This window comes from Kitasatospora sp. NPDC101235 (genome assembly GCF_044767505.1).
In the GTDB taxonomy this organism is placed as follows: Bacteria; Actinomycetota; Actinomycetes; order Streptomycetales; family Streptomycetaceae; genus Kitasatospora.
The window spans coordinates 21641-44935 of record NZ_JBIWNZ010000013.1 but is presented as its reverse complement, the minus strand read 5'-3'; the positions used below and the strand labels follow the sequence as shown (position 1 = coordinate 44935).

21 protein-coding genes are annotated in these 23295 nt (G+C 74.4%); 13 read left to right on the top strand and 8 right to left on the bottom strand.

The features are described 5' to 3' along the window. Positions 1-5: 5 nt before the first annotated feature. A complete protein-coding gene (locus tag ACIRRH_RS22135; protein WP_403069991.1) occupies positions 6-665 on the bottom strand; it encodes a phosphoribosyltransferase in 660 nt (219 codons plus the stop codon). A 338-nt stretch (positions 666-1003) separates the two neighbouring features. Here ACIRRH_RS22135 and ACIRRH_RS22130 point away from each other — a divergent pair, with 338 nt between their 5' ends. The 8 genes from ACIRRH_RS22130 (at position 1004) to ACIRRH_RS22095 (ending at position 11168) form a co-directional block, all read left to right on the top strand. Further along, entirely contained in the window at positions 1004-1438 is a 435-nt protein-coding gene (locus tag ACIRRH_RS22130) for an STAS domain-containing protein (RefSeq protein ID WP_403069989.1), read from the top strand. 10 nt (positions 1439-1448) lie between these two features. Next, positions 1449-1982: an ATP-binding protein gene (locus ACIRRH_RS22125; protein WP_403069986.1), complete on the top strand. Its 534-nt coding sequence runs from the start codon at positions 1449-1451 to the stop codon at positions 1980-1982. 68 nt (positions 1983-2050) lie between these two features. Continuing rightward, positions 2051-2422, top strand: coding sequence for an STAS domain-containing protein (locus ACIRRH_RS22120; RefSeq protein WP_403069983.1), 372 nt, complete (start codon positions 2051-2053; stop codon positions 2420-2422). 156 nt (positions 2423-2578) lie between these two features. Then, on the top strand, positions 2579-6712 hold the full coding sequence (locus ACIRRH_RS22115; RefSeq protein ID WP_403069980.1) for a HAMP domain-containing protein: 4134 nt from the start codon (positions 2579-2581) through the stop codon (positions 6710-6712). 67 nt (positions 6713-6779) lie between these two features. After that, the gene (locus ACIRRH_RS22110; RefSeq protein WP_403069977.1) at positions 6780-9176 is read left to right on the top strand and encodes a PP2C family protein-serine/threonine phosphatase; all 2397 of its coding nucleotides are present in this window, start codon (positions 6780-6782) and stop codon (positions 9174-9176) included. A 64-nt stretch (positions 9177-9240) separates the two neighbouring features. After that, the gene (locus ACIRRH_RS22105) at positions 9241-9387 is read left to right on the top strand and encodes a hypothetical protein (protein ID WP_403069975.1); all 147 of its coding nucleotides are present in this window, start codon (positions 9241-9243) and stop codon (positions 9385-9387) included. A gap of 99 nt (positions 9388-9486) precedes the next feature. Next, a complete protein-coding gene (locus tag ACIRRH_RS22100; RefSeq protein WP_403069972.1) occupies positions 9487-9942 on the top strand; it encodes a hypothetical protein in 456 nt (151 codons plus the stop codon). 68 nt (positions 9943-10010) lie between these two features. Then, on the top strand, positions 10011-11168 hold the full coding sequence (locus ACIRRH_RS22095; RefSeq protein ID WP_403069969.1) for a hypothetical protein: 1158 nt from the start codon (positions 10011-10013) through the stop codon (positions 11166-11168). Positions 11169-11183: 15 nt separating this feature from the next. Here ACIRRH_RS22095 and tsaA read toward each other — a convergent pair whose 3' ends face one another. Beyond that, a complete protein-coding gene (gene tsaA / locus ACIRRH_RS22090) occupies positions 11184-11630 on the bottom strand; it encodes a tRNA (N6-threonylcarbamoyladenosine(37)-N6)-methyltransferase TrmO (protein ID WP_403069967.1) in 447 nt (148 codons plus the stop codon). An 83-nt stretch (positions 11631-11713) separates the two neighbouring features. Beyond that, positions 11714-12358: a DUF4937 domain-containing protein gene (locus ACIRRH_RS22085; RefSeq protein WP_403069964.1), complete on the bottom strand. Its 645-nt coding sequence runs from the start codon at positions 12356-12358 to the stop codon at positions 11714-11716. Positions 12359-12531: 173 nt separating this feature from the next. Here ACIRRH_RS22085 and ACIRRH_RS22080 point away from each other — a divergent pair, with 173 nt between their 5' ends. Both ACIRRH_RS22080 and ACIRRH_RS22075 read left to right on the top strand, forming a co-directional pair. Then, entirely contained in the window at positions 12532-13542 is a 1011-nt protein-coding gene (locus ACIRRH_RS22080; RefSeq protein ID WP_403069962.1) for a GlxA family transcriptional regulator, read from the top strand. Between the two features lie 33 nt (positions 13543-13575). Continuing rightward, the gene (locus tag ACIRRH_RS22075) at positions 13576-14325 is read left to right on the top strand and encodes an MBL fold metallo-hydrolase (protein WP_403069959.1); all 750 of its coding nucleotides are present in this window, start codon (positions 13576-13578) and stop codon (positions 14323-14325) included. Between the two features lie 14 nt (positions 14326-14339). On the opposite strand, the gene ACIRRH_RS22070 is transcribed toward ACIRRH_RS22075, so the two are convergent. From ACIRRH_RS22070 to gcvPA, 5 genes are all read right to left on the bottom strand, one after another. Beyond that, entirely contained in the window at positions 14340-14993 is a 654-nt protein-coding gene (locus ACIRRH_RS22070; RefSeq protein ID WP_403069957.1) for a GntR family transcriptional regulator, read from the bottom strand. A gap of 95 nt (positions 14994-15088) precedes the next feature. Next, positions 15089-15835, bottom strand: a complete 747-nt coding sequence (locus tag ACIRRH_RS22065; RefSeq protein ID WP_403069954.1) for an SDR family NAD(P)-dependent oxidoreductase — start codon at positions 15833-15835, stop codon at positions 15089-15091. A gap of 30 nt (positions 15836-15865) precedes the next feature. Further along, positions 15866-17041 (bottom strand): ATP-NAD kinase family protein, encoded by a 1176-nt coding sequence (locus ACIRRH_RS22060; protein WP_403069951.1) that lies wholly within the window; start codon positions 17039-17041, stop codon positions 15866-15868. After that, on the bottom strand, positions 17038-18636 hold the full coding sequence (gcvPB, locus tag ACIRRH_RS22055; RefSeq protein WP_403069949.1) for an aminomethyl-transferring glycine dehydrogenase subunit GcvPB: 1599 nt from the start codon (positions 18634-18636) through the stop codon (positions 17038-17040). The genes ACIRRH_RS22060 and gcvPB overlap by 4 nt, the downstream gene beginning before the upstream one ends. After that, positions 18633-19991, bottom strand: coding sequence for an aminomethyl-transferring glycine dehydrogenase subunit GcvPA (gcvPA, locus tag ACIRRH_RS22050; RefSeq protein ID WP_403069946.1), 1359 nt, complete (start codon positions 19989-19991; stop codon positions 18633-18635). Before gcvPA ends, gcvPB begins: the two co-directional genes overlap by 4 nt. Before the next feature lie 96 nt (positions 19992-20087). On the opposite strand from gcvPA, the gene ACIRRH_RS22045 reads away from it, so the two are divergent. The 3 genes from ACIRRH_RS22045 to ACIRRH_RS22035 are packed head-to-tail and all read left to right on the top strand — an operon-like array spanning position 20088 to position 23292. Then, positions 20088-21479 carry an ABC transporter substrate-binding protein gene (locus ACIRRH_RS22045; RefSeq protein WP_403069943.1) on the top strand — a complete coding sequence of 464 codons (1392 nt, stop codon included), beginning with the start codon at positions 20088-20090 and terminating at the stop codon, positions 21477-21479. An 11-nt stretch (positions 21480-21490) separates the two neighbouring features. Continuing rightward, positions 21491-22423: a carbohydrate ABC transporter permease gene (locus ACIRRH_RS22040; RefSeq protein WP_403069940.1), complete on the top strand. Its 933-nt coding sequence runs from the start codon at positions 21491-21493 to the stop codon at positions 22421-22423. After that, positions 22420-23292 carry a carbohydrate ABC transporter permease gene (locus ACIRRH_RS22035; protein WP_403069937.1) on the top strand — a complete coding sequence of 291 codons (873 nt, stop codon included), beginning with the start codon at positions 22420-22422 and terminating at the stop codon, positions 23290-23292. The genes ACIRRH_RS22040 and ACIRRH_RS22035 overlap by 4 nt, the downstream gene beginning before the upstream one ends. Positions 23293-23295: the final 3 nt, after the last annotated feature.

Genomic DNA, 23295 nt, shown 5'->3' with positions numbered 1-23295 from the left:
GCCCCTCAGCTCCGTCCGCCCGCCGGGGTGTGCCGCCGCAGCAGGACGGCCGCCTCGCGGTCGGTGACCTCGTGGAACTCGCCGTACCAGGGCCCGGCGGCGTGCGCGTAGCGGGGCAGGTGGAGGCAGACCACCGCGTCCACGTCCCGGCGCAGGTCGGCCGCGATCCGGGCGTCGCCGACCGGCGCCGCGAGGATCAGGTGCGCCGGGCGGTCGGCGGCGAGGGCGTGCAGGGCCGCTCGGGCGGTGAGGGCGTCGGTCAGGCCGTCGGTGACGAGGACGGCGGTGCACCCGTGCAGTGACAGCCGGGACCGGCCCTGGCGGTAGAGCGCCTCGCGGCGGTGGACCTCGACCCGCTCCCGCTTGACGCTCGCACCCAGCTCCGCCGGAGTGACGCCGAGGGTCCTGAGGGTGTACCCGTCGAACAGCGGCGGGTCGCCGTCGGCGATCGCGCCGACCGGGCGGTCGTGGCCGGGCACGGCCAGCGGCCGGACCACCGTGGCGTCGAGCGGGGCATCCAGGGCCTCGGCGACCTCGGCGGCCACCGGCAGCCCGCCGGGGGCGAGGCCGAGGACCACCACCCCGGCACCGGCCCGCCCGCCCAGCAGCGGGACGAGCCTGCGGGCCAGCTGGTGTCCGGCGGTGCTGCGGTCGAGGAATCTCACGGCCTGTCCTTGTCCTCCATGCGTTCGCGCGCCCCGGTCGGGACGGGGTGGCACGAACCGGCGAGCGGCCTGCGGGCAAGCGCCCGCCAAGCCCCTCCACTTGGCGCCTTCCCCGCCGCGGCGGGCTCTAACGTCCGGGGTACGGTCAGGTCGTGATGCGGGCCGGCGCGTGTGACCCGGTGGGGTCGGGGCAGGCGCGGGGCATGGACGACCGACGGATGGTGCTCCCGCCCGTACCCGGGATGTTCGCGGGTACGGCCGTTCGCGCGGCCCGGCACGGTGCGCGCGATGACGGCCACGACGGCGCCCCGCCGTCCGGACCGGACCGGGAGCGGGCCATGTCACGGCCATCCGATCAGCCTTGCGAGCCCACCGGGGGCGACGAGTCCGGCGACCTGCGGATCGCGGTGGGCGACCGGGGGCCGGTACGGATCGTCACCGTGGTCGGGGAGCTGGACCGGGACACCGCGGACGAACTGCGTGCCGCGCTCGCCCACCCGCCGTCGGCGGACGACGCCGAACGGATCGTGGCCGACCTCACCGGCCTGCGGTTCTGCGACTCGACCGGGCTGAACGTCCTGCTGCGCGCCCGGCTTGACGCGCAGACGGCCGGGCTGAGGCTGGAGCCGGCCGGCCCCGGCCCGTCGGTGGCGCGGCTGTTCGCGATCACCGAGGCCGACGGCGTGCTGCGGGTCCACCCCGACCTCCGCACGGCGCTGGCGGCCTCCGGCGAGGGCTCCGCCGGGCCCGTCCAGCCGTCCGGGCCGAGGTAGGAGGCAGGCCATGGACCGCCCCGGGAACGGTGGGCCGCCAGGCCGGGAGCAGACCAGGCGGCTGGCGCTGCAGGGCAGCGCCGGCGCGGTGCAGCGTAGCCGCGAGTTCAGCCGGCGGGCGCTGATGTCCTGGCACTGGCTGCCGGCCGCCGACGCGGACCGGCGGGCCGCGGCCGAGGACGTCCTGCTGATGGTCTCCGAGCTGGTCACCAACGCCTGTCTGCACGCACCCGGAGGCCCGCGCGAGCTGCGGCTGCACTGGGACGGTGCCCGGCTGCGGGTGGAGGTCGCGGACGCCAGCCCCGTCCAGCCGCGGCTGCGCCCGTTCGGCGGTGCGGGACGGCCGGGCGGGCACGGGCTGCGGGTCGTGGACCGGCTGGCCCGCGCCTGGGGCTCGCAGCCCGAGGGCGTCGGGAAGCTGGTCTGGCTGGAGGTGCCGCGCCCGCCGGCCCTGACGGCGGACGGTGCGGACGGGGAGCCCGACCGGTCGACTGGCCGGCGTCCTTCCCGGCCCGAGGGGTTTCCGGTGCGCCGCAGTGGATAGCCGCATGGGCGTGAGCGTCGGCACCGATCGGTGCGGGATCCGGACCGAGCGAGAGGAGCCCCGCAGCCATGACGCAGCGCCCGTCGAGATCCGGGAACCCGGCCCTGGGCCGGGCCGAGGGGCTCACCGTCGAGATCCGGCCGTGGGCCCTGGGCACCGTGCTGGTACTGCTCGGCGAGCTGGACCTCGACTCGATCGCCGACCTGCGGGAGGCGCTCGACCGGGCCTTCGCCGAGCCCGCCACCGTGGTCGTGGTGGACTGCGCAGGGCTGGAGTTCTGCGACTCCACCGGGCTCAACGCCCTGCTGCGGGCCAAGGCCCGGGCGGCCGCGGACGGCAGCCGGATCGAGCTGGCCCGGCCCCGGCCGCTGATCCTGCGGATGCTCGAACTCACCGGTGCCGTCGACGCCTTCCCGATCCACGAGACCGTGCCGGCCTGAGGCCCGCGCCGGCCGCCCGGCCCCGAGTGAACCGCCCCGCGTGTCACCCCCGGCCCGCGGTGGCACAGTGGGAGCAGGGCGGCGGCCCGCCGCCCTCGGGGCCGAGGTGCCCGGACGGAGCGCCCCGGCCGTGCGAGCGATCCGGACGGTGGACGGATGGACGAGCAGCCGGTACCCGGAGCCCCCGCGGCCGATCCGGCCGAGCAGGCGCTGCGGCAGCTGCTCGCCGGGCTGACGGCCGTGCGCGACGGGGACTTCCGCACCCGGCTCGCCGCGGACGTGCCGGGGGTGCTGGGGGAGATCGCCGTGGTCTTCAACGGCATGGCCGACCAGCTGGCCCGGGTGACGTCCGAGGTGACCCGAGTGGCCAGGGAGGTCGGCACCGACGGGCGGCTCGGCGGTCAGGCCCAGGTGCCCGACGCGACCGGGACGTGGCTGGACCTGACCGACGCGGTGAACGCGATGGCGGGCAACCTGACCTGGCAGGTGCGCAACATCGCCCAGGTCACCACGGCGGTGGCCCGCGGCGACCTCACCCAGAAGATCGAGGTGGACGCGCGCGGGGAGATCCTGGAGCTCAAGTGCACCGTCAACACCATGGTGGACACCCTGTCCTCGTTCGCCGCCGAGGTGACCAGGGTGGCCCGGGAGGTCGGCAGCGAGGGCCGGCTCGGCGGTCAGGCCCAGGTGCCGGGCGTCGCCGGGACGTGGCGCGACCTGACCGACTCGGTGAACGCGATGGCGGGCAACCTGACCTGGCAGGTGCGCAACATCGCCCAGGTGGCGACCGCCGTGGCCGAGGGGGACCTCACCCAGAAGATCTCGGTCGCCGCGCGCGGGGAGATCCTGGAACTCAAGACGACCATCAACACCATGGTCGACCAGCTGTCCTCGTTCGCCGCCGAGGTCACCCGGGTCGCGCGCGAGGTCGGCACCGAGGGCCGGCTGGGCGGTCAGGCGGACGTCCGGGACGTCTCCGGCACGTGGAAGGCGCTCACCGAGTCCGTCAACGTCATGGCCGACAACCTCACTGCCCAGGTCCGCTCGATCGCCGAGGTGACCACCGCCGTCGCGGAGGGCGACCTGACCCAGAAGATCCGGGTCGACGCGCGCGGCGAGATCCTGGAGCTGAAGGAGACCATCAACACGATGGTCGACCAGCTGTCCTCGTTCGCGGACGAGGTGACCAAGGTGGCCCGGGAGGTCGGCACCGCCGGGAACCTGGGCGGGCAGGCCACCGTCCGGGGCGTCTCCGGGACGTGGAAGGACCTCACCGACAACGTCAACGTGATGGCCTCCAACCTGACCGGCCAGGTCCGCTCGATGTCCGAGGTGGCGACGGCGGTGGCCCGCGGGGACCTGTCGCGGAAGATCACCGTCGAGGCCAAGGGCGAGGTCGCGGCCCTCGCCGACGCGATCAACACCATGGTGGACACCCTGTCCGCGTTCGCCGCCGAGGTGACCAGGGTGGCCCGCGAGGTCGGCACCGAGGGCATCCTGGGCGGGCAGGCCACCGTCCGGGGCGTCGCCGGGACGTGGAAGGACCTCACCGACAACGTCAACTTCATGGCGCACAACCTGACCAGCCAGGTGCGCAACATCGCCCAGGTCACCACCGCCGTCGCCGAGGGCGACCTGACCCGCAAGATCGACGTGGATGCGCGCGGGGAGATCCTGGAGCTGAAGACCACCGTCAACACCATGGTGGACACCCTGTCCTCGTTCGCCGCCGAGGTGACCAGGGTGGCCCGGGAGGTCGGCAGCGAGGGCCGGCTCGGCGGGCAGGCCCGGGTGGAGGGCGTCTCCGGCACCTGGAAGCGGCTCACCGAGAACGTCAACGAGCTGGCCGGCAACCTGACCCGGCAGGTCCGGGCGATCGCCGAGGTCACCAGCGCCGTCGCGGCCGGCGACCTGACCCGCTCGATCAGCGTGGACGCCTCCGGCGAGGTCGCCGACCTCAAGGACAACATCAACGCGATGGTCGGATCGCTGCGCGCGAGCACCCTGGCCAACCAGGAGCAGGACTGGCTCAAGACCAACCTGGCCCGCTTCTCCGCCGCGATCCAGGGCCGGCGGGACATCCGCGCCGTCGCCGAGATGATCACCGACGAGCTGACCCCGCTGGTCGGCGCCCAGTACGGCGCGTTCTTCCTCGCCGAGGAGGGCGCGGAGGAGACCGAACTGGCCCTGATCAGCGCCTACGGCAGGCCGGCCGGGGAGCAACGGCGGCTGCGGCTGGGGGAGTCCCTGGTCGGCCAGGCCGCCCGCAGCCGGCGGGCCGTCGCCGTGGACGATCTGCCGCCCGGCTACGCCACCGTCTCCTCCGCCGCGGGCAGCGGTGACGTCCGCTCGGTGGTCATCCTGCCGATCGCCCTGGAGGAGTGGCTGATCGGCGTGATGGAGTTCGCCTCCGTCCACCCGTTCACCGAAGTGCACCGCGACTTCCTGGCCCAGTTCGCCGAGGCCTGCGGGGCCAACCTCGGCAACCTGCTGGCCAACGCCCGCACCGACGAGCTGCTGGGCGAGTCCCAGCGGCTCACCGCCGAACTCCAGGCCCGCTCCGAGGAGTTGCAGGACGGGCAGGAGGAACTGCGCCGCTCCAACGCCGAGCTGGAGGAGAAGGCCGCGCTGCTCGCCCAGCGCAACCGGGACATCGAGGCGAAGAACCTGGAGATCGAGCAGGGGCGCGAGGAACTTGAGGAGCGGGCGCGGGAGTTGACCCGGACGTCGATGTACAAGTCGGAGTTCCTGGCCAACATGAGCCACGAGCTGCGCACCCCGCTGAACAGCCTGCTCATCCTGGCCCAGCTGCTCGCCGAGAACAACAGCGGGAACCTCACCCCCAAGCAGGTCGAGTACGCGGGTGTGATCCACTCGGCCGGCACCGACCTGCTCCAGCTCATCAACGACATCCTCGACCTCTCCAAGGTGGAGGCCGGGAAGATGGACCTGGCCATCGAACCCTTCGCGGTGCGCGAGCTGCTGGAGTACGTGGAGTCCGGCTTCCGGCCGCTGGCCGACCAGAAGGGCCTCGCCTTCGAGATGTCCGTCGACCGGGCCGTGCCGGAGCGGATCGTCACCGACCAGGCCCGGCTGCGCCAGGTGCTGCGCAACCTGCTGTCCAACGCCGTCAAGTTCACCGACACCGGCCGGGTCGAGCTGCGGATCGAACGCGTCGAGGAGGCGGAACTGCCGTCCGGACTCGGCCGGGCGCACGCCGCGGTGGCCTTCCACGTGGACGACACCGGGATCGGCATCGACCCGGCCCACCTGGACACCATCTTCGGCGCCTTCCAGCAGGCCGACGGCTCCACCGCGCGGCGCTACGGCGGCACCGGCCTCGGGCTGTCGATCAGCCGGGAGCTCGCCCGGCTGCTCGGCGGCACCATCACCGTCCGCTCGGCGGCGGGGCAGGGCAGCCGGTTCACGCTGTACCTGCCGCTGGGCGAGCAGGTGGCGGAGGGCGGGGCCGAGCCGCGGGTCCTGGTGGTGGAGCCCGAGCCGCCGGGGCTGCTCACCCAGCTCGCCCGGGCGGCGGTCGGGGAGATGGAGGCTTCGTCGGGCGGTTCCCCGGACGGACGCTCGGAAGCTCCACCGGACGGCGGTCCGGCGTCGCCGGTGCGGATCCACGGGGTGGATGACGAGGCGGGGCTGCGGGCCGCGCTCACGGGTGGGCCGTACCGGTGCGTCCTGCTCGACCTGGTCGGCTCCGCGGACCTCGCGCCGCTGCTCGGGGAGCTCGCGGAGGAGGGCCCGCCGGTGCTCGGGTACGGGGGCAGCGGCCCGCCGCCCGGGGGCGTGGAGCAGGTCGGCGGACTGGACGAGCTGCGGGTGCGGGTGATCCGGGCGCTCGGAGGTGAGAGTCCCCCGGCGGCCGGGCCGGCCGCCGCGGGCCCGGTCGTGGCGGGACCGCCCGCCGGGCGGACCGTGCTGATCGTCGACGACGACATCCGCAACGTCTTCGCGCTCACCGCAGCCCTGGAACAGCACGGACTGACCGTCCTGCACGCCTCCGACGGCCGCGCCGGGATCGACCTGCTGCGCGCCCACCCGGAGACCGACCTGGTGCTGATGGACGTCATGATGCCCGGAATGGACGGCTACGCGGCCATCGCGGCGATCCGGGCCGACGCGCGCTTCGAGCGGCTGCCGGTCGTCGTCGTCACCGCCAAGGCCATGCCCGGAGACCGGGACCGCAGCCTGGCCGCCGGGGCCGACGACCACGTCACCAAACCGGTCGACACCGGCCGGCTGCTGGAACGGATGAGGGACTGGCTGGACACGTCATGACCACTCTTCGGCACGGCGGCGGTGCGGCCCGGCGTGCGGACACCGTGGCCCGGCTCCGGGGTACGCCGTGACCGGCGGGCAGGAGTCCGCGGAACGCACGGCCCGGGCCCTGGCCGAGGCCGTCCGCCGCCTCCGGGCGGCCGCCGCCCGGGCGCACGCCGAGGCGCGGACCAAGGCCGCCGTCGACCTCGCCACCGGCATCCTGGCCGAGCGGCTCGGCCTGCCGGTCGCCGAGGCCGCCGCGCACCTCGCCCGGCTGGCCCGGGAAGCGGGCGTGCCGGTGCTCGCGCTGGCAGCGGACATCGCGGGGCTTCCGGAGCTTCCGCAGCCGACGCCGGAGCCGGAAGCGGGGACTGGGCCGGAAGCGGGGACCGGGCCGGAAGTGGGGACCGGGCCGGAAGTGGGGCGGGCGCCGTCGGCCGTCCCACCTCCCGTCGTCGAGCCACCCGAGGCCGGCCTTCCCGTCGCCGAGCCGCCCGAGGCCGGCCCACCCGTTGCGCCCGCACTCGCCGCCGCGCCCGACCTGGAGCACGCCACCGGCGCCGTGCTGGACCAGGCCGCGGCGGCGCTCGGCGTCCGTGCCGTGGCCGTCTGGCAGCGGCTGCCCGGCGGCGCGCTCGCCCTCGCCGCGCACGCCGGGCTCTGCGCCGACGAGGCGGCCGACTGGGCCCGGGTGCCGCCCGGCGTCCCCACCCCGGCGCAGCTCGTCGTCGGCAGCGGAGCCGAACTGTGGCCCGGCGAGCCCGGGACGGACGGGCCCTCGGTGGGCGTCGGCGCCACCCGGGCGGTCCTCCCGCTGCTCGACCGGGGCCGCCGCAGGGGCGCGTTGGAACTGCTCTGGCCGGCCGCCGGCCCGGGTGCCACCCCGGTGTTCGGCCCGGCCCGGCGCCGCGAGCTGTACGCCCTCGCCGATCTGTGCACGACCCTGCTCGGCCCGCCGCCGGAGGCCGCCGCCCCCGAACAGGCCGCCGCCCTCCTGGACGGGCTGCTCACGCCCGCGCTGCTGCTGGCCCCCGCCCTCCGGGCCGAGCGGATCGCCGACTTCACGGTGCTGCGGGTCAACGCCCGGTTCCGCGACCCGCTCGGCCGCCCCCGGGAGACGCTGGAGGGCGCCTCGCTGCTGGAGACCTACCCGGTGGCCTGCGCCGCCGGACTGTTCGACCGGCTGCTGCGCGCGTACGAGACCGGCGTGCCGTCGACCGCCGAGCGGGTCCGGCTGGCCTTCCGGGAGCACGGGCCGGCCGTCCCGGCGGCCGTCCTGCTCTCGGTCGTCCCGCTCGGCAACCGGCTGCTGCTCTGCTGGCAGCTGGACGACGATCGGGAGGAGGACGAGCGCGTCGCCCTGCTCCGCCAGGCCCAGCGGCTGGCCCGGGTGGCCGGGTTCGAGGAGCGCCCCGCCGAGGGCCGGATCCGCTGGAGCGACGGGCTGTACGAGCTGTACGGGCTACCGCCGGGCGCTCCGCCCGTACCGCTGGACCGGCTCGCGCGGCACACCCACCCGGACGACCGGCCGGCGATCCGGCGCCTGCTGGACACCGTCCGGCACCACCACCGCACCGCCTCCGCGGTGGTCCGGCTGGACCGCCCGGACGGCACCCACCGCTTCACCCGGGTGATCGCCGAGCCGGTGGTGGACGAGGCCGGCCGACTGGTCGCCGTCCGCGGCGCGTACCACGACGTCTCCGCCCAGCACTGGACGGAGGTCGCCCTCGGCGCCACCCGGGAGCGGCTGGCCGACAGCGAGCAGGAGTCGGCGGAGCGGGCGCAGCTGGCTCTCCGGCTGCAGCAGGCGATCCTGCCTGCCGCGCCTCCCCCGCTCGGCGTCACCGGTCTGCACGCCGCCGTCCGCTACCGGCCCGCCGCCCAGCGCGACCGGGTCGGCGGCGACTGGTACGACGTGATGGTGCTGCCCGACCGGAGGGTGCTGCTCGCGGTCGGGGACGTGGCCGGGCACGGCGTCGGCGCGGCCACCGGGATGGTCGCACTGCGGCACGCCCTGCGCGGCCTCGCTGTCACCGGAGCCGGCCCGGGCCGGCTGCTGGCGTGGGCCAACACCGTCGCCCTGCGCGAACCGGGCCAGGTCACCGCGACCGCCGTCTGCGTGCTGCTGGACCCGCTCGGCGGCGAACTGCACTGGGCCCGGGCCGGCCACCTGCCGCCGATCCGGTTCGGCTCGGACGGCGCCCAGGTGCTGCCGCTGCCGCACGGCGTGCTGCTCGGCGCGCTGGACGACGCCGAGTACGAGGAGCGCACCGCCCGGCTCGACCCGGGAGACGTCCTGCTGCTCTACACCGACGGGCTGGTCGAGCGCCGGGACCGCCCGGTGGAGGAGTCGGTGGAGCAGCTGATCGGGGCGGCCGGTGCCCCCGGTCCGGACCTGGAGCAGTACCTGGACCGGCTGCTCGAACTCAGCCCCGCCGACACCGACGACGACACCTGCCTGATCGCCGTCCAGACCGAGTAGGCCCGTTTCCAGCGCTACCCGCCGCTGCCCGACTGCCGTTGCTCCGCATGTACCGTTGTTCCGTATGACCCACGCGGGGATCGACGTCACCGCGGAACCGGTGCGGGACCTGCCGCGCGACCGGCACCCCGGCCCGGCCGACCGCCCCGTGACGCTCGGCCCACCCGCCCGGGCCACGCTGCGCCGCCTCGTCGCGACGGCCGGCCGCTGACGGTCCTCCGGATTCCTCAGCGGCCGTTACGGGCCGCGCGGGGCGGGTAGGCGCGGATCCACGCGGGGGTCGGTCGAGACCAGGACGGAAGGGATTCCCATGGTGCTGCTGGGACTTCCGCTGACGGCTGCGTCCGGCGCATTCGTCGCACTGCCGATCGCGGACAACCTCCCCGGCGGGCCCGGTCACCCGGTGACGATCCTGGGCAGCAACCTGGTGGTGCTGAACAGCCTGGGCATCCTCCTCTCCGGTGTGGCGCTGGCCGTGCTCTTCTGTCTCGGCCTCGCGATGATCGGGCTGTCCTGGCGGGCGCCGCGAAGGCCACGGCGGGCCGGCACTCCCGTGGAGCGGTCGGCGCAGGGCGGGTCGGGCCGCCCGGAGGGCCGGCCGATGGCGCCGATGGAGTCGCCGGTGCGGCACTCCGCCCCGGCGGAACGCGCCGTGGGCGGCTCCGACGAGATGCGGGTGCCGCCGAAGGAGCGGGCCGCCGAACAGGGTGGCCGGGAGAGGGAGGCACGCCCCGTCGGCCGGATCCGGCACCTGCTCGGGCACTGAGCCCCCTTCGCCGGGAGCTCGAACCGACCCCGCCCACCGACTCCAAGACCCGATCCCGGGAGGCCGTCATGGACCTCGCGTTCCTCACCCCGCTGCTCGACCGGCCCGGACCCTGGGCCTCCGTCTACCTCGACACCTCCCGCGCCACCGAGGACGCCGCCCGGCGCCGGGCGCTGCTCGACCGCGCCGCCGTTCAGCGGCTGGCCGGCGCCGGAGCCGACGCACCCAGCTGCGCGGCCGTCCGCGACCACCTGGCCGGGGCGCCCACGGCCGGGTCCCCGCCCGGGCGGGCGCTGTTCGCGGCGGACGGCGAGGTGGCGCTGGACGTCCCGCTCGCCTTCTCCCCGCCCGACGTCGCCGCCACCTGGGCCCCGCTTCCGCACACCGGCCCGCTGCTCGGCCTGCTGGACGACGCGGTGCCCGCCTGCCTGGTCGCGGCCGTCGACCGCACCGGGGCGGACCTGGAGCGCTACGAACTCGGACGCGGCGAGCCGATGGGCACGGTCGAGGGCCCGCAGTGGCAGGGCCGGGGGCACCGCGCCCCGCCCGCCGACCGCTACGAGTGGCACTACCGGCACCGGGTCGAGGACACCTGGGAGCGCACCGCCGGGATCGTCGCAGGGCACCTCGCCCGGACCTGGCCGCACAGCGGCGCCCAGCTGCTCGTCCTCACCGGCGGCGCCCGCGAGCGCCGCGCCGTCCAGGACCGGCTGCCACAGCAACTCCACTCGGCGACTGTCGAGTTGGAGGGCGGCACCGGGACCGGCGGCACCTCCCGGGAAGCCTTCGACCGGCGCCTCGCCGCAGCCTGGAAGGAGCACCGCAGCCGGCACCTGGCCGAGCTGCTGGACGCCTTCCACACCGGTGTCGGCCGCCCCGGCGAACACCGCACCGATGCCGCCGGGACCGAGACCGCGCCCGGCCAGGCCGCCCAGGGCATCCCCGCCGTGCTGAGCGCCGCCCGGCAGCACCAGCTCGCCGCGCTGCTCCTCCAGACGGGCGGCCACGACCCGGAGCGCCCGGTGTGGACCGGCCCCGAACCCGAGCACCTCGGCGTCCACCGGGCCGACCTGCGTGACATGGGCGTCCGCCGCCCGGCGCAGGCCCCCGCCGCCGACGCCCTGCTGCGCGCCGCGACGGCCTGCGCGGCCGAGGCCCTGCTCGTCCCGGACACCGCCCCCGGCCCGCCCGGCGGCCTCGGCGCGGTGCTGCGCTGGCCCGCCTGACCTCCCTTCGACCGGCTACCGCTCGGAAGGCCCGGGCAGCACCGGCTTCACGTCCAGCACCGGGGTGCCGTCGATCGCCTCCAGCCCCTCGACCCGCAGCCGCGGGCCGTCCACCGCCAGGACGGTGACCCGGTGCAGCCCGATCGGATTCGGCCGGTCCGGCGAGCGGGTGGCGAACACCCCGGTCTCCGGCCGGGAACGCTCCCCGCGCGGATGCACCGTGAGCACCTCCCGGTCCGCCCGGTGCAGCCAGGTCAGCAGCAGCACCTCCTGCCCGGCCGCGAGGTCCCGCAGCCCCCGCTCCACCCCGGCCTCGAACACCACCCACGCCTCCGGCCCGCCCTCGTCCCCCTGCCTCGGCGCCCCCGCCCGCTCCACCAACGGCGACTCCACCCACCCGATCGCCCGCACCCGGAACTCCTGCTCCGCCACCGCAACCTCCACCCGCACCTGAGGGTTCACCTGCCGTCACCGTACCGGGCCCGACTGCCGTGCCCGCTGCGGCCTGGTCGTGACGGTCGTCGGGCTGCGTCCGCCGAGGCCGGTCAGCGTGGGCCCGGTTCCGCTTGGACCAGCCACGAGGGTTCGAGGGGAACCAGGTGCCCCGTGAGCGTCCGGACGTCGGTGGGGACCGCTGCGCGGGGAAGCAGGGCGGGGAGGTGGTGGGTGGTGTAGGCGTGGTGGGCGGCGGGGGTGGTCCAGAGGGTGGTGACGAGGCAGCGGTCGGGGGCGAGGCGGGTGACGGTGCCGCCGAGCATGCCGTCCGCCGCGGCCATGCCCGGGGCCCAGAGCCGGCGTTGGACGTCGAGGAAGTGCTCGGCGCGGCCGGGGTGGAGTCGGCAGTCGGCCGCCCGCAGGACGGTGGCGCGAGTGAGGGCGTCGGAAAGGAAGGGGGCCGCGCCCGGCATGGTGAGGACGACCGGGCCGGCGGCGACCTCGATCGAGCTGTAGCCGGAGGGCTGGGCGGCCTGGGCGGCGATCCGGTCGTGGCGCTCGCGCATGAAGCGGGTGTACGCGGGCTCGTCGGTCCACAGGCCGAGCAGGAGGGCCCGGTCGGCGTCGGGCGCCCAGCCGCCGGCCTGGCCGACCAGGCCCGGCTGGTCGGAGATCGCCGACCAGCGGCGCTGGCCGGCGGCGAACGCCTCGTGTGCTCCGGGCGTCACCCGGCAGTCGATCCACTTGCCCCACATGCGGGCCATCATGCTGCGGGGAGACGGCGGAGCGTCAATCGGGCGCCGGCCCCGGGGCGGTCGGACCAGGGGCGTAGGGCCTGCGCCGGGGCGGTTGCCGGATGTGGCGGTGGCCGGATCTTGCAGAGTCCCGTCATTGCCGCCATCGGTGCCGCCGGGCAAGGGTGGGGGGCATGAACGACGCACCCCGCCTGCCGCATCTGGTCGTGATCCCGGTGTTCCCCGGAGTGAACGCGCTGGACGTGGCCGGGCCCGCCGAGGTCCTCGCGCTGGCCGGTCGGCTGCTGCCGCCCGGGCGGCCGGGGTACGAGGTGCGGGTGTGCGCGGAGCGGCGCGGGCCGGTGGCGACCTTCTCGGGGGTGCCGCTGTACGTGACCGACACCCTGGCCGAGCAGCGGGTGCGGCCGGACACGGTGCTGGTGCCGGGGCGGGTGGACCTGGGGCCGGACGGACCGGTGCCGCAGGTGGATCCGGCGGTGGTCGCCTGGCTGCGGGAGGCCGGGCCGCGGGCCGGGCGGATCGCCTCGGTCTGTGCGGGCGCCCACGTGGCGGCGGCGGCCGGACTGCTGGACGGGCATCGCGCGACCACCCACTGGGCGACCGCCGAGCGGCTGGCCGCCGACCACCCGGCCGTCGAGGTGGACGCCGACCCGGTGTTCATCCGCTCCGGGCGGATCTGGACCAGCGCGGGTCTGACCACCGCCATGGACCTCACCCTCGCCCTGGTCGCCGAGGACCACGGGGACGACCTGGCGCTGCAGATCGCGCGGATCATGGTCATGTACCTCCAACGACCGGGCGGCCAGAGCCAGTTCAGCGTCCCTCTGGCGCACCGTACGGGCGGCCGGGCGGACCTGGGCGCTCTGCGCCGCTGGATCGCCGAACACCTGGACGCCGATCTCTCGGTGCCCGTGCTCGCCGGGCGGCTCGCCATGAGCGAACGGCACTTCGCCCGGGTCTTCCGCGCGGAGACCGGCACCACCCCCGGGGCCTACGTGGAGGAGCTGCGCCTGGAGGCCGCCCGCCGGCTGCTGGAGCGCAGCGACCATCCGCTGCCGGGCGTCGCCCGGGCCTGCGGCCTCGGTTCCGTGGAGACCTTGCACCGGGTGTTCAGGGACCGGCTGTCCACCACTCCGGGGGACTACCGGCGCCGGTTCCGGATCCCGGCCGAGAACACCGACTGAACATCAATTCGTGACGAGAGAAGGAACACTGTGATGATCAAGGCCACGCACATCGGAACGGCGACGGTCCTGCTGGAGGTCGGCGGCCTGCGGCTGCTCACCGATCCGGTCTTCGACCCGGCCCCCGCCGAGTACCGGCACGACCCGGTGGTCCTGCGCAGCACCCGGGGCCCGGCGACCGGCGTGCACGAGCTGCCGCCGGTGGACGCCGTGCTGCTCAGCCACGACGAGCACCCCGACAATCTGGACGCCACCGGCCGTACCCTGCTCGACGGGCGGCCGGTGCTGACCACGGTCGGCGGGGCGGCCCGGCTCGGTGGCGGCGCGCTCGGGCTGGCGCCGTGGCAGACCCGCGACCTCACCGTGGACGGCCGCACCCTGCGGGTGACCGGCACGCCCGGTGTGCACGGGCCGGTCGGGGAGGTCACCGGGTTCGTGGTCGAGGTACCGGGTGAGCAGGAGGCGCTGTACGTCTCGGGCGACACCGTCCACATCCCCGAACTGGCCGAGGTGGGGCGGAGGTTCCGGATCGGAACGGCCCTGCTGCACCTCGGCGCCGCCCGGATCGAGGCCTTCGGCGGCGGTGAGCTGATCACCATGGACGCGGCGCAGGCCGCCGCGCTCACCGCCTCGATCGGAGCCCGCCGGGTCGTGCCCGTCCACTACACCTCGTGGGAGCACTTCACCGAGGGGCGGACGGAGACCACCGCACGGTTCGCGGCGGCGGGCCTGGCCGACCGGCTGCACTGGCTCACCCCGGGCGTCGCCGAGATGCTCGACTGACGACCGGACGGGGTTCAGAGGGCGGCGACCGGGGGCAGCCGGTCCAGGATGCGCTCCATGCCGCTGGTCCAGTTGGCCTCCAGCGCGGTGACGGCCTGTTCGAGGTCGCCGTTCAGCAGGAACTGGGCGATCCGCTCGTGCTCCTCGGCGGCGCGTTCCAGGATCTCGTGGTCGCCGACCACCACCCGCTCGTAGCGGTGCAGGGTGAGCTTCAGCGAGTCGATCATCTCGCGCAGCCGGGCGTTGGTGCAGCCGGAGAGCAGCAGGGCGTGCCAGGCGTCGTCGTAGCGCTCTATCGTGCCGTGCGGGGCCTGCGGGGCGGAGAAGGCGCGGGCCTCGGCGAGCAGCCGGGGGGCGATCTCGGTCAGGTGCGCCGGGTCGGAGGTGCGCAGGGCCAGCGACTCCAGGGCGATCACGATCGCGGTGAGGTCGAGGAACTCCTGTTTGCCGGTGGGGGCGAAGCGGAAGCCCTTGCCGCGCTCGCTGGTGATGATGCCCTCGCGTTCCAGGCTGATCAGGGCCTCGCGCAGGGGGGTTCGGCTGACGCCCAGTTCCTCGGCGAGCTGGACCTCGTTGATCGACTCGCCAGGGGTGAACCGGCCGCGGCCGAGCTGCTCCAGGAGTTCGTCCTTCACCTGCTCGCGCAGCGGACGCCGCTCGATCGCCATCGGGCTTCCCTTCTTCCTCGGTCCGTAGCGTACCGGCCGGGCGACCGGCGCTGACGGCCGGTCGCCCGCAGCCGTCGACAGGGCTGTGTTCCGGGTCAGGCGGTGCCGGCGCCGTCCACGGCGATGACGGCGCCGCTGACGAAGGCGGCGGCGTCGCTGGCCAGGAAGGCGACGGTCTGGGCGATGTCCCGGGGCCGGCCGATCCGGCCGAGCGGGCGGTCGGCGGCGTCGGTGTAGAAGGCGTCCGGGTTCTCGCCGAGTTGGCGGGCCTCCTCGGCGAGCATGCCGGTGTCGGTGTCGCCGGGGCAGACGCAGTTGACCCGGATGTTGTCGGGGCCGTGGTCGATGGCCATCGCCCGGGTCATGTTGACCACGGCGCCCTTGGAGGCGCAGTAGGAGACGGCCTGGCCGCCGCCCTTGATGCCCCAGCCGGAGCCGGTGTTGACGATGCTGCCGCCGCCGTTCGCGGCCATCAGCGGCACCACCAGCCCGCTGAGCAGCATGATCGAGCGGACGTTGACGGCCATCACCAGGTCCCAGTCCTCGTCGCTGATCTCGGTGACTGTGGAGCGGCGGATGATGCCCGCGTTGTTGAACAGCACGTCCACGCCGCCGTGTTGCTCGACGGCGGTGCGCACGGCGCGCTCGCAGTCGGTGCGCCGGGAGACGTCGCAGCGGACGAAGGTGCCGCCGATCTCCTTGGCGGCCTGTTCGCCGCGTTCGGCGTCGAGGTCGACGAGGACGACGGCGGCGCCGAGTTCGGCGAGCAGGGCGGCGGTGGCCCGGCCGATGCCGGAGGCGGCGCCGGTGACGATCGCGCGCTTGCCGTGCAGGTCGATCATGGGGGAGCTCCTCTGCAAGGGGTGGGAGGGTCAGGCCGACAGCCGGTAGACGGCGCCGGAGCGGCGGCCGGTGATCACCCGGACGTGTCCGGAGAGGGCGTCGTCCAGTTCGGGGTCGCCGGTGTCCAGCAGCAGCGGGCGGCCGGCCAGGGCGGCGAGTTTCGCCTCGGTGGCGAGCACCAGTAGCCGTTCCCGGCCGGCGGTGCGCAGCAGTTCGGGGGTGAGCTGCTGGTTGCCGCGGCCGAGCAGGAAGCCCTGGCCGCCGATCGGGGAGAGGGCGATGTAGGGGGTGGCGGGCAGGGTGCGCAGCTGGTCGGCCCGGGCGTCGTGGATCAGTACCCGGGCGGGGGTGGCGAGGCCGTCGGCGCGGTCGGGGCCGAGCGCGCCGTCGGGGCCGAGCCGCAGCAGGTCGACGCCGGTCAGGCTGGCGCCCGGCGCCCCGAGTGCGGTGGCCACCGCGTAGGTGGTGCTGCCGGGCCCGAGGAGCAGCAGCCCGCCGGGGCCGACCCGTTCGGCGACCTCGGCGGCGATGCCGGCCGGCGTTCCCGGATCGGGTCCGGAGCTGCCGGTTTTGCGCTGCTGCACCCGGGCGGGCAGCACCGGGACGGTCAGCCGGCCGTACAGTCGGGCGGAGACCCGGCCGGCCCGCAGCGCGCCCTCGTCCCGGTCCACCACCTCGGCGGCCGTCAGTCGCACGCCCCGGCCGGCCGCCCAGGCGGCCGCGACCTCGGCGGCGGCCCGGGGGTGGACGGCGAACACCGCGGAGTGCATCTTGACGCCGGCCGGGATGCCGAGCACCGGCAGGCAGGGCTCGGGCCCGAGTGCGTCGAGCACGTCGCGGGCGGTGCCGTCGCCGCCGCAGAACAGCAGCAGCCCGGCGCCGGCCGCGACCAGGGCGCGCACCGCCGCTCGGGTGTCGGCGGCGGTGGTGTCCGCCCCGGCGGGCCGGTGGACGACCCGCGCGGGCCGGCCGGCCACGCGGGCGGACTCGGCGCCCATCGTGCCGTCGGCGGTGATCAGCTCCACGTCCGAGGGGAGGTGGCGAAGCGTCAGTGCGGCCCGGGCGACGGCCTGCGGGCGGGCCCCGAGCGCCAGGGCCCGCCGCTGGACCTCGGCGCCGTCGCTGCCCTTGAGGCCGACCCGGCCGCCGAGGCCGGCCACCGGGTTGACCACGAGCCCGATCCGGGCGCTCGGGGCGGGCGTCACGGCTGCTCGCCGAGGACCTTGCGGCGGTAGGCGCGCCAGCTGACCGACCAGACCGCCGGGTCGTCCAGGGGCTCGTGCCGGATCCGGTGCACGGTGGAGTTGTGCGGCGCGGTGCGGACGGTCTGAGGGTCCTCGTACGCCTCGCGGGCGACCTCGGCGAGGATCGCCGCGTACTCGTCCAGGTCGGCCCGGGAGTAGGACTCGGTGGGCTCCAGCGTCATCGGCTCGGGGACGACGTACGGGTGGTGGCTGGTCCAGTAGTGGGTGCCGAAGTCGGCGGCCCGGTAGCCGAGGTCCTCGCTGTGCAGGCCGGTGTCCTCGTTGAGCTGCTGCCAGCTGTAGCGGACCTGCTCGACCCGGGGGCGGCCCTCGGCGTAGGGGACGGAGACTCCGCGGATCTGCTTCACCAGGTGCAGCAGGTAGTTGTTGTTGAGCACGGCGGTCTCGGCGGCCTCGCGCAGCCCCTCGGCGCCCAGCGCCGTGATCCAGGCGTAGGCGCGTACCAGGTTCGGCACGACGCCCAGGTACGGGCGGATCTTGCCGACCGAGTCGGGCCGGTCGTCGTCCAGGACGTACCGTTCGCCGTCGAACTCGACGGTGGGGCGCGGCAGGTAGGGCGCCAGTTCGGCGGTGACGCCGCAGGCGCCGGCTGCCGGGCCACCGCAGGCGTGCGGGGTGGAGAAGGTCTTGTGCAGGTTGAAGTGGCACAGGTCGAAGCCGGCCTCGCGGGCCCGGGTGATGCCGAGGATGCCGTTGGCGTTGGCCTGGTCGTAGGCGCACAGGCCGCCGGCCTCGTGGACGATCCGGACGAACTCGGTGATCCGCGGGTTGTAGATGCCGGTGTCCTCGGGGTTGGTGATGAGCAGCGCGGCGGTGCGCGGGCCGACGGCGGCGCGCAGTGCCTCGATGTCGGGGTAGCCGTCGGCGTCCGGGTGCAGGGTGATCACCCTGAAGCCGGCGGTCTTGGCGCAGGCGGCGTTGGAGGGGTGGGAGAAGGCGGTGGTGATGACCTCGTCGCGCTGCTCCAGCTCGCCGCGCGCGGCGTGGTGGGCGCGGATCACCGAGACGTTGGTCCAGATCGCCGCCGAGCCCGCGCCGGGCTGGAGGCTGACCCGGTCCATGCCGGAGATCTCCTTGAGCAACTGCTCCAGCCGGTGGACGAGTTCGAGCACGCCCTGGACGGTCGAGGCGTCCTGCGCCGGGTGCAGGGAGGCGATCCGGGGGTCGCGGACGAAGGTGTCGTTGACCTTGGGGCTGTACTTCATGGTGCAGGTGCCCTGGCCGACGTCCACGTTGAGGTCGGCGCCGAGGTTCTCCTGGGAGAGCCGCAGGTAGTGCCGGAGCACCTGCTGCTGGCCGAGTTCGGGCAGGGCGGGCGGCGCGCTGCGGCGCAGCGCGGCGGGCAGCCGCTCGGCCGGGTCTCCGACGGCGGCGGTGACGGCGGGCTCGGGCAGCGGGGGCAGGACGCCGCGCTCGCCGGGGGCGCCCAGTTCGAAGACGAGCTTCTCGTCCCAGCGGGCCTGGTGGAAACGGCGCAGGGCGGGTTTGGGGGCGATCCGGGGGTCCACGGGGCCATTAGCCTGATGGTTCGTCACTTCACGATCTCCTCAAGTGCGTCGGCGAGGCGGTCGATGTCGGCCCGGGTGTGCAGCTCGGTCACGCAGTAGCGGCCCTCGTCGGCTCCGGCCGGGGTGCCGCCGTGCAGGCCGAGCGCGAGCAGCGCCTCGGCGATCTCGGCGGCGCTGCGCTCGCCGGTGTAGCGGACGGTGAAATCGGCGAAGTGCACGGCCTCCGGGTCCGGCAGTTCCACGCCGGGGACGCGGGCGAGGCGCTGCCGGGCGTAGGCGGTGTTGGCGAGGATCGTCCCGCCGATCTCGCGCATGCCGTGCGGGCCCATCAGTGCGAGGTAGACCCCGGCGGCGATGCCGTGCAGGGCGGCGGCGGTACCGACCCACTCCTTGCCCTCCTCGCGCAGAGCGAAGGAGGTGCGCTCGTACGCGACGTCGCCGAACCCGTACTCGCCGGGGACTTCGGTGGGGGCGAGGCCGAACAGTCGGCTCGGGTACTCGGCGACCAGGCGTTCGTCGTCCGGGCTGCCGATGAAGCCCGCGTTGCCGCCGCCGAAGCTGGGGTGGATGCCGAGCGGCTGGAGGTCTCCGCAGGTGAGGTCGGCGCCGAGTTCGGCGGGCGGGGTGAGCACGCCGAGGCTGATCGGGTTGACGTGGACGACAGCCAACGCTCCTGCCTGATGAGCGAGTTCGATGTACCTTGGCAGCTCCTGGTCCACCCGGCCGCAGTGGTCGGTGAGTTGTGCGTAGACGGCGGCCGCGTCGCCCTCGGCCAGCGCGGCCTGCACGGCGGCGGGATCGGCCGGGACGGGCACGAGCTCGTGGACGCCCCGGACGTAGTCGTGGATCCGGGAGAGCCGGTCCGGGTCGATCTCACCGACGAGGACCAGCCGGCGCCGCCCGGTGGCCCGTCCGGCCATCCGAAGTGCGGTGGCGGCGGCCTGGAACCCGTCGTACGTCGGGACGTTGACGACCTCGACGGCCAGCAGCTCGGCCATCAGCGACTGGTACTCCCACAGCGCCTGGAAGCGGCCGTGGTCCTCGTACGGCTCGCCCGCGTAGGCGGTGAGGAACTCGCTGCGGTTGACGATCTCGTCCACCACGGCGGGCACGTGGTGGCGGTAGCAGCCGGCGCCGAGGAAGCTGCGGCCCGGCGGCACGGCGGTGTTGCGGGAGAGCAGATCCTCCATGTGCGCGACCAGCCGGGCCTCGGAGCCGAGCGGTTCGGGCAGCCGCAGTGGGCGGTCCAGCCGGAGGGCGGCGGGGATGTCGGCGTAGAACTCCTCGACGTCCTGGGCGCCGACCGCCGCCAGCATCGCTTTCCTCACCTCCGGGGCGGAGTTGGGGATGTACGGGTGGGTTCGGGGGACGCGTGTGCTCATCGGGGCACCTTCCGCGATTTCAGTCACAAGCCTTGACGGGGTTGTGAATGCTGAGTTCTGTATACAGCATTCGGCATTCACCAGTCGGGAGGCAAGATGTCCGCAGAAACCCGGCACAGAAAACATCCCCAACTCGCCCGTGACCAGGGCGGATCAGCGCCAGGACCGTCCCGCCGCCGCATCCTCTCGGCCGGACTCGCGGGCAGCGCACTGCTGGTGGCCGGCGCCACCGGCTGTGCGACCGGCGGTGCCGGTGGCACCAGCGCCAAGCAGCTCACCGGCAGCCCGGGCGCCGCCCTCGCCGGGAAGGTCACCATCTGGTCCTGGGACGTCGCCGCCAAGGCCATGCAGCGGCTCGGCAAGGTCTTCGAACAGGCCCACCCCGGCACCACCATCGAGGTGGTGGACATCGGCTACGACAACGCCTACGACAAGATCACCGTCGGGCTCGGCGCCGGCAGCGGACTGCCCGACATCCTCACCGTCGAGGGCCACAAACTGCCCACCTACATCGGCAACTTCCCGAACGCCCTGGTCGACCTCACCAGCCGTGCCTTAAACCTCAAGTCCCAGTTCGCGGAAGCCTCCTGGCGCACCGTTACGGACGCCAGAGGCCGGGTCCACGCCCTGCCCTGGGACAGCGGGCCGTGCGCCCTGTTCTACCGGCGCGACCTGTTCCGGCAGGCCGGCATCGACCCGGCCGGCCTCAACACCTGGGACGACTACGTCACCGCCGGCACCACCCTCAAGGCCGCCACCGGCAAGAAGCTGCTCATCCTGGACGCCAAACAGGACAGCCTCTTCGCCATGCTGCTCCAACAGCAGGGCCAGCGCTGGTTCACCGACGGCAAGGTGGCCGTCGCCACCCCCGCCGCCGAACGCGCGCTCACCCTGCTGAAGCAGCTCGTCGACCGCGACCTGGTGGACTTCGAGAACGGCTGGGACGGACTCGTCTCCGGCACCCACGACGGCAAGGCCGCCACCACCCCCACCGCCGCCTGGTGGGACGGCACCCTCACCGCCGAAATGGCCGACCTCAGCGGCAAGTTCGGCGTCGTCCCGCTGCCCGCCTTCACTCCCGGCGGCGTCCGCACCTCCAACACCGGCGGCTCCACCCTGTGTGTCACCGCGCAGAGCAGGAACCCGGAGACGGCCTGGGCCTTCCTCTCCTTCCTGCTCGCCGACAAGGCCAACCAGGCCTCGATGATGCAGCACGAGGGCCTCTTCCCCGCCTACCTCCCCGCCCTGGACGACCCGTACTTCCAGCAGCCCGCCCCCTATTACGGCGGCCAGCCGACCATGCAGATGTTCGCCGGGCTCACCCGCGGCATCCCCACCGTCGAGCTCACCGCGGACGACTCCAAGGCCGGCGACATCGTCACCACCGCCGTCAACCAGGTCCTGCACAACGGCGCCGACCCGGGCACCGTGCTGCGCTCCGCCGCCCGCCAGATCGCCACCGCGACCGGCCGCCAAACGGTCGCGTAGGGGCGGGCCCGATGACCAGCAGCCTCCCGGCCTCCCTGCGCAAAGCGGCGGCCCCGAGCCAGGCCGCCCCCGCCCGCCGCCGGCGCTCCCCACGCACCGCCGCCTGGCTGTTCGCCGGGCCCACCACCGTCCTCTTCGTCGCCTTCTTCGCCTACCCGCTCGGCGCCAGCCTCTACCAGAGCTTCACCGCCCGCCGCGACGGCGCCGACGTCTGGGTCGGCCTGGACCAGTACCGACGGATGTTCGACGACCCCGCCTTCCTGCACTCCCTGGTCAACACCGGCATGATCCTCGCCGTCCAGGTGCCCGTGATGATCGGCCTCGCCCTGGTGCTGGCCGTCCTGCTCAACCAGTCCTGGCTGCGGTTCCGATCCGGCTGGCGGGCGGTGTTCTTCCTGCCCGCGATCACCACCCTGGTCGCCTACGCCGTGGTCTTCCAGGTCCTGCTGCGCACCGACGGCGGCCTCGCCAACCAGTTCCTCCACGCCCTCGGCTTCGGCCCGGTCGACTGGCTCAACTCGCCCACCTGGGCCAGGATCTCGCTGATCGGCTCGGTCACCTGGCGATGGACCGGCTACAACGCGGTGATCCTGCTGGCCGGACTCCACGCGATCGGCCGCGACCAGTACGAGGCCGCCGCCCTCGACGGCGCCGGCACCGTGCGCACCTACACCAGCGTGATCCTGCCGCAGCTGCGCCCGGTGGTGCTGTTCTGCGTCATCACCTCCACCATCGGCACCCTGCAACTCTTCGACGAGAACTACGTGCTGACCCGAGGCGGCCCCGGCGACGCCACGCTCACCCCGGTGGTCTACCTCTACAAGGTCGGCTTCCAGCAGCTCGACTTCGGCTACGCGGCCGCCATCGCCTGGGTGGTCGTGCTGATCATCGCGGCGGTCTCACTGCTGCAGTTCCGGCTCTACGGAAGGGAACGCCGCCGATGATCAGCACCTCGCCGGAAAGCCGGCCCGCCCGGCTCGGCCGCACCCCGCTGCCCGCCCGGCTCGGCCGCATCGCCGTCCTCGCCGTTCTCACCCTCGGCGCCGTGCTCAGCCTGGTGCCCTTCGCCTGGATGCTGATCGCCAGCACCCACAGCAGCTCCGAACTGTTCCACTCCCCACCGCCGTTCCTGCCCGGCGGCAACCTGCTGCGCAACCTGGTGCACCTCCAGGAGACCATCGGCTTCGGCCGGGTGCTGCTCAACAGCCTCGGGATCGCCGTCGTCTACACCGTGCTGAGCGCGCTGCTGTCCGCGATGTGCGGCTACGGGCTGGCCAAGTACCGCTTCCGCGGCCGCGGGCTGCTGCTCGGCCTGGTGCTGGCGACCATGATGATCCCCCTGCAGGTGCTGCTGGTCCCGCTGTTCCAGATGATGGCCAGCCTCGGCTGGATCGACAGCTACCAGGCCGTGATCGTGCCGTTCCTGGCCAACTCCTTCGGCATCCTGCTGATGCGCCAGGGCTTCCTGGACTTCCCCGACGAGCTGCTGGAGTCGGCCCGGATCGACGGCTCCGGCGAGCTGCGCACCTTCTACCAGGTCGTGCTGCCGTGCGTGCGGCCGCAGCTGGGCGCACTGGTCATCTTCACCTTCATGGGTCAGTGGAACAGCTTCATCTGGCCGCTGCTGATGCTCAACACCGAGGACAAGTACACCGTGCCGGTCGCGCTGAACACACTGACCGGACTGACCCACGTCGACTACTCCGGCCTGATGCTCGGCTCCTTCCTGGCCACGCTCCCGCTGATGGTGCTCTTCCTGGTCTTCCAGCGGCAGTTCGTGGCTGGCCTGCTGGGCGGGGCGCTGAAGGGATGACCC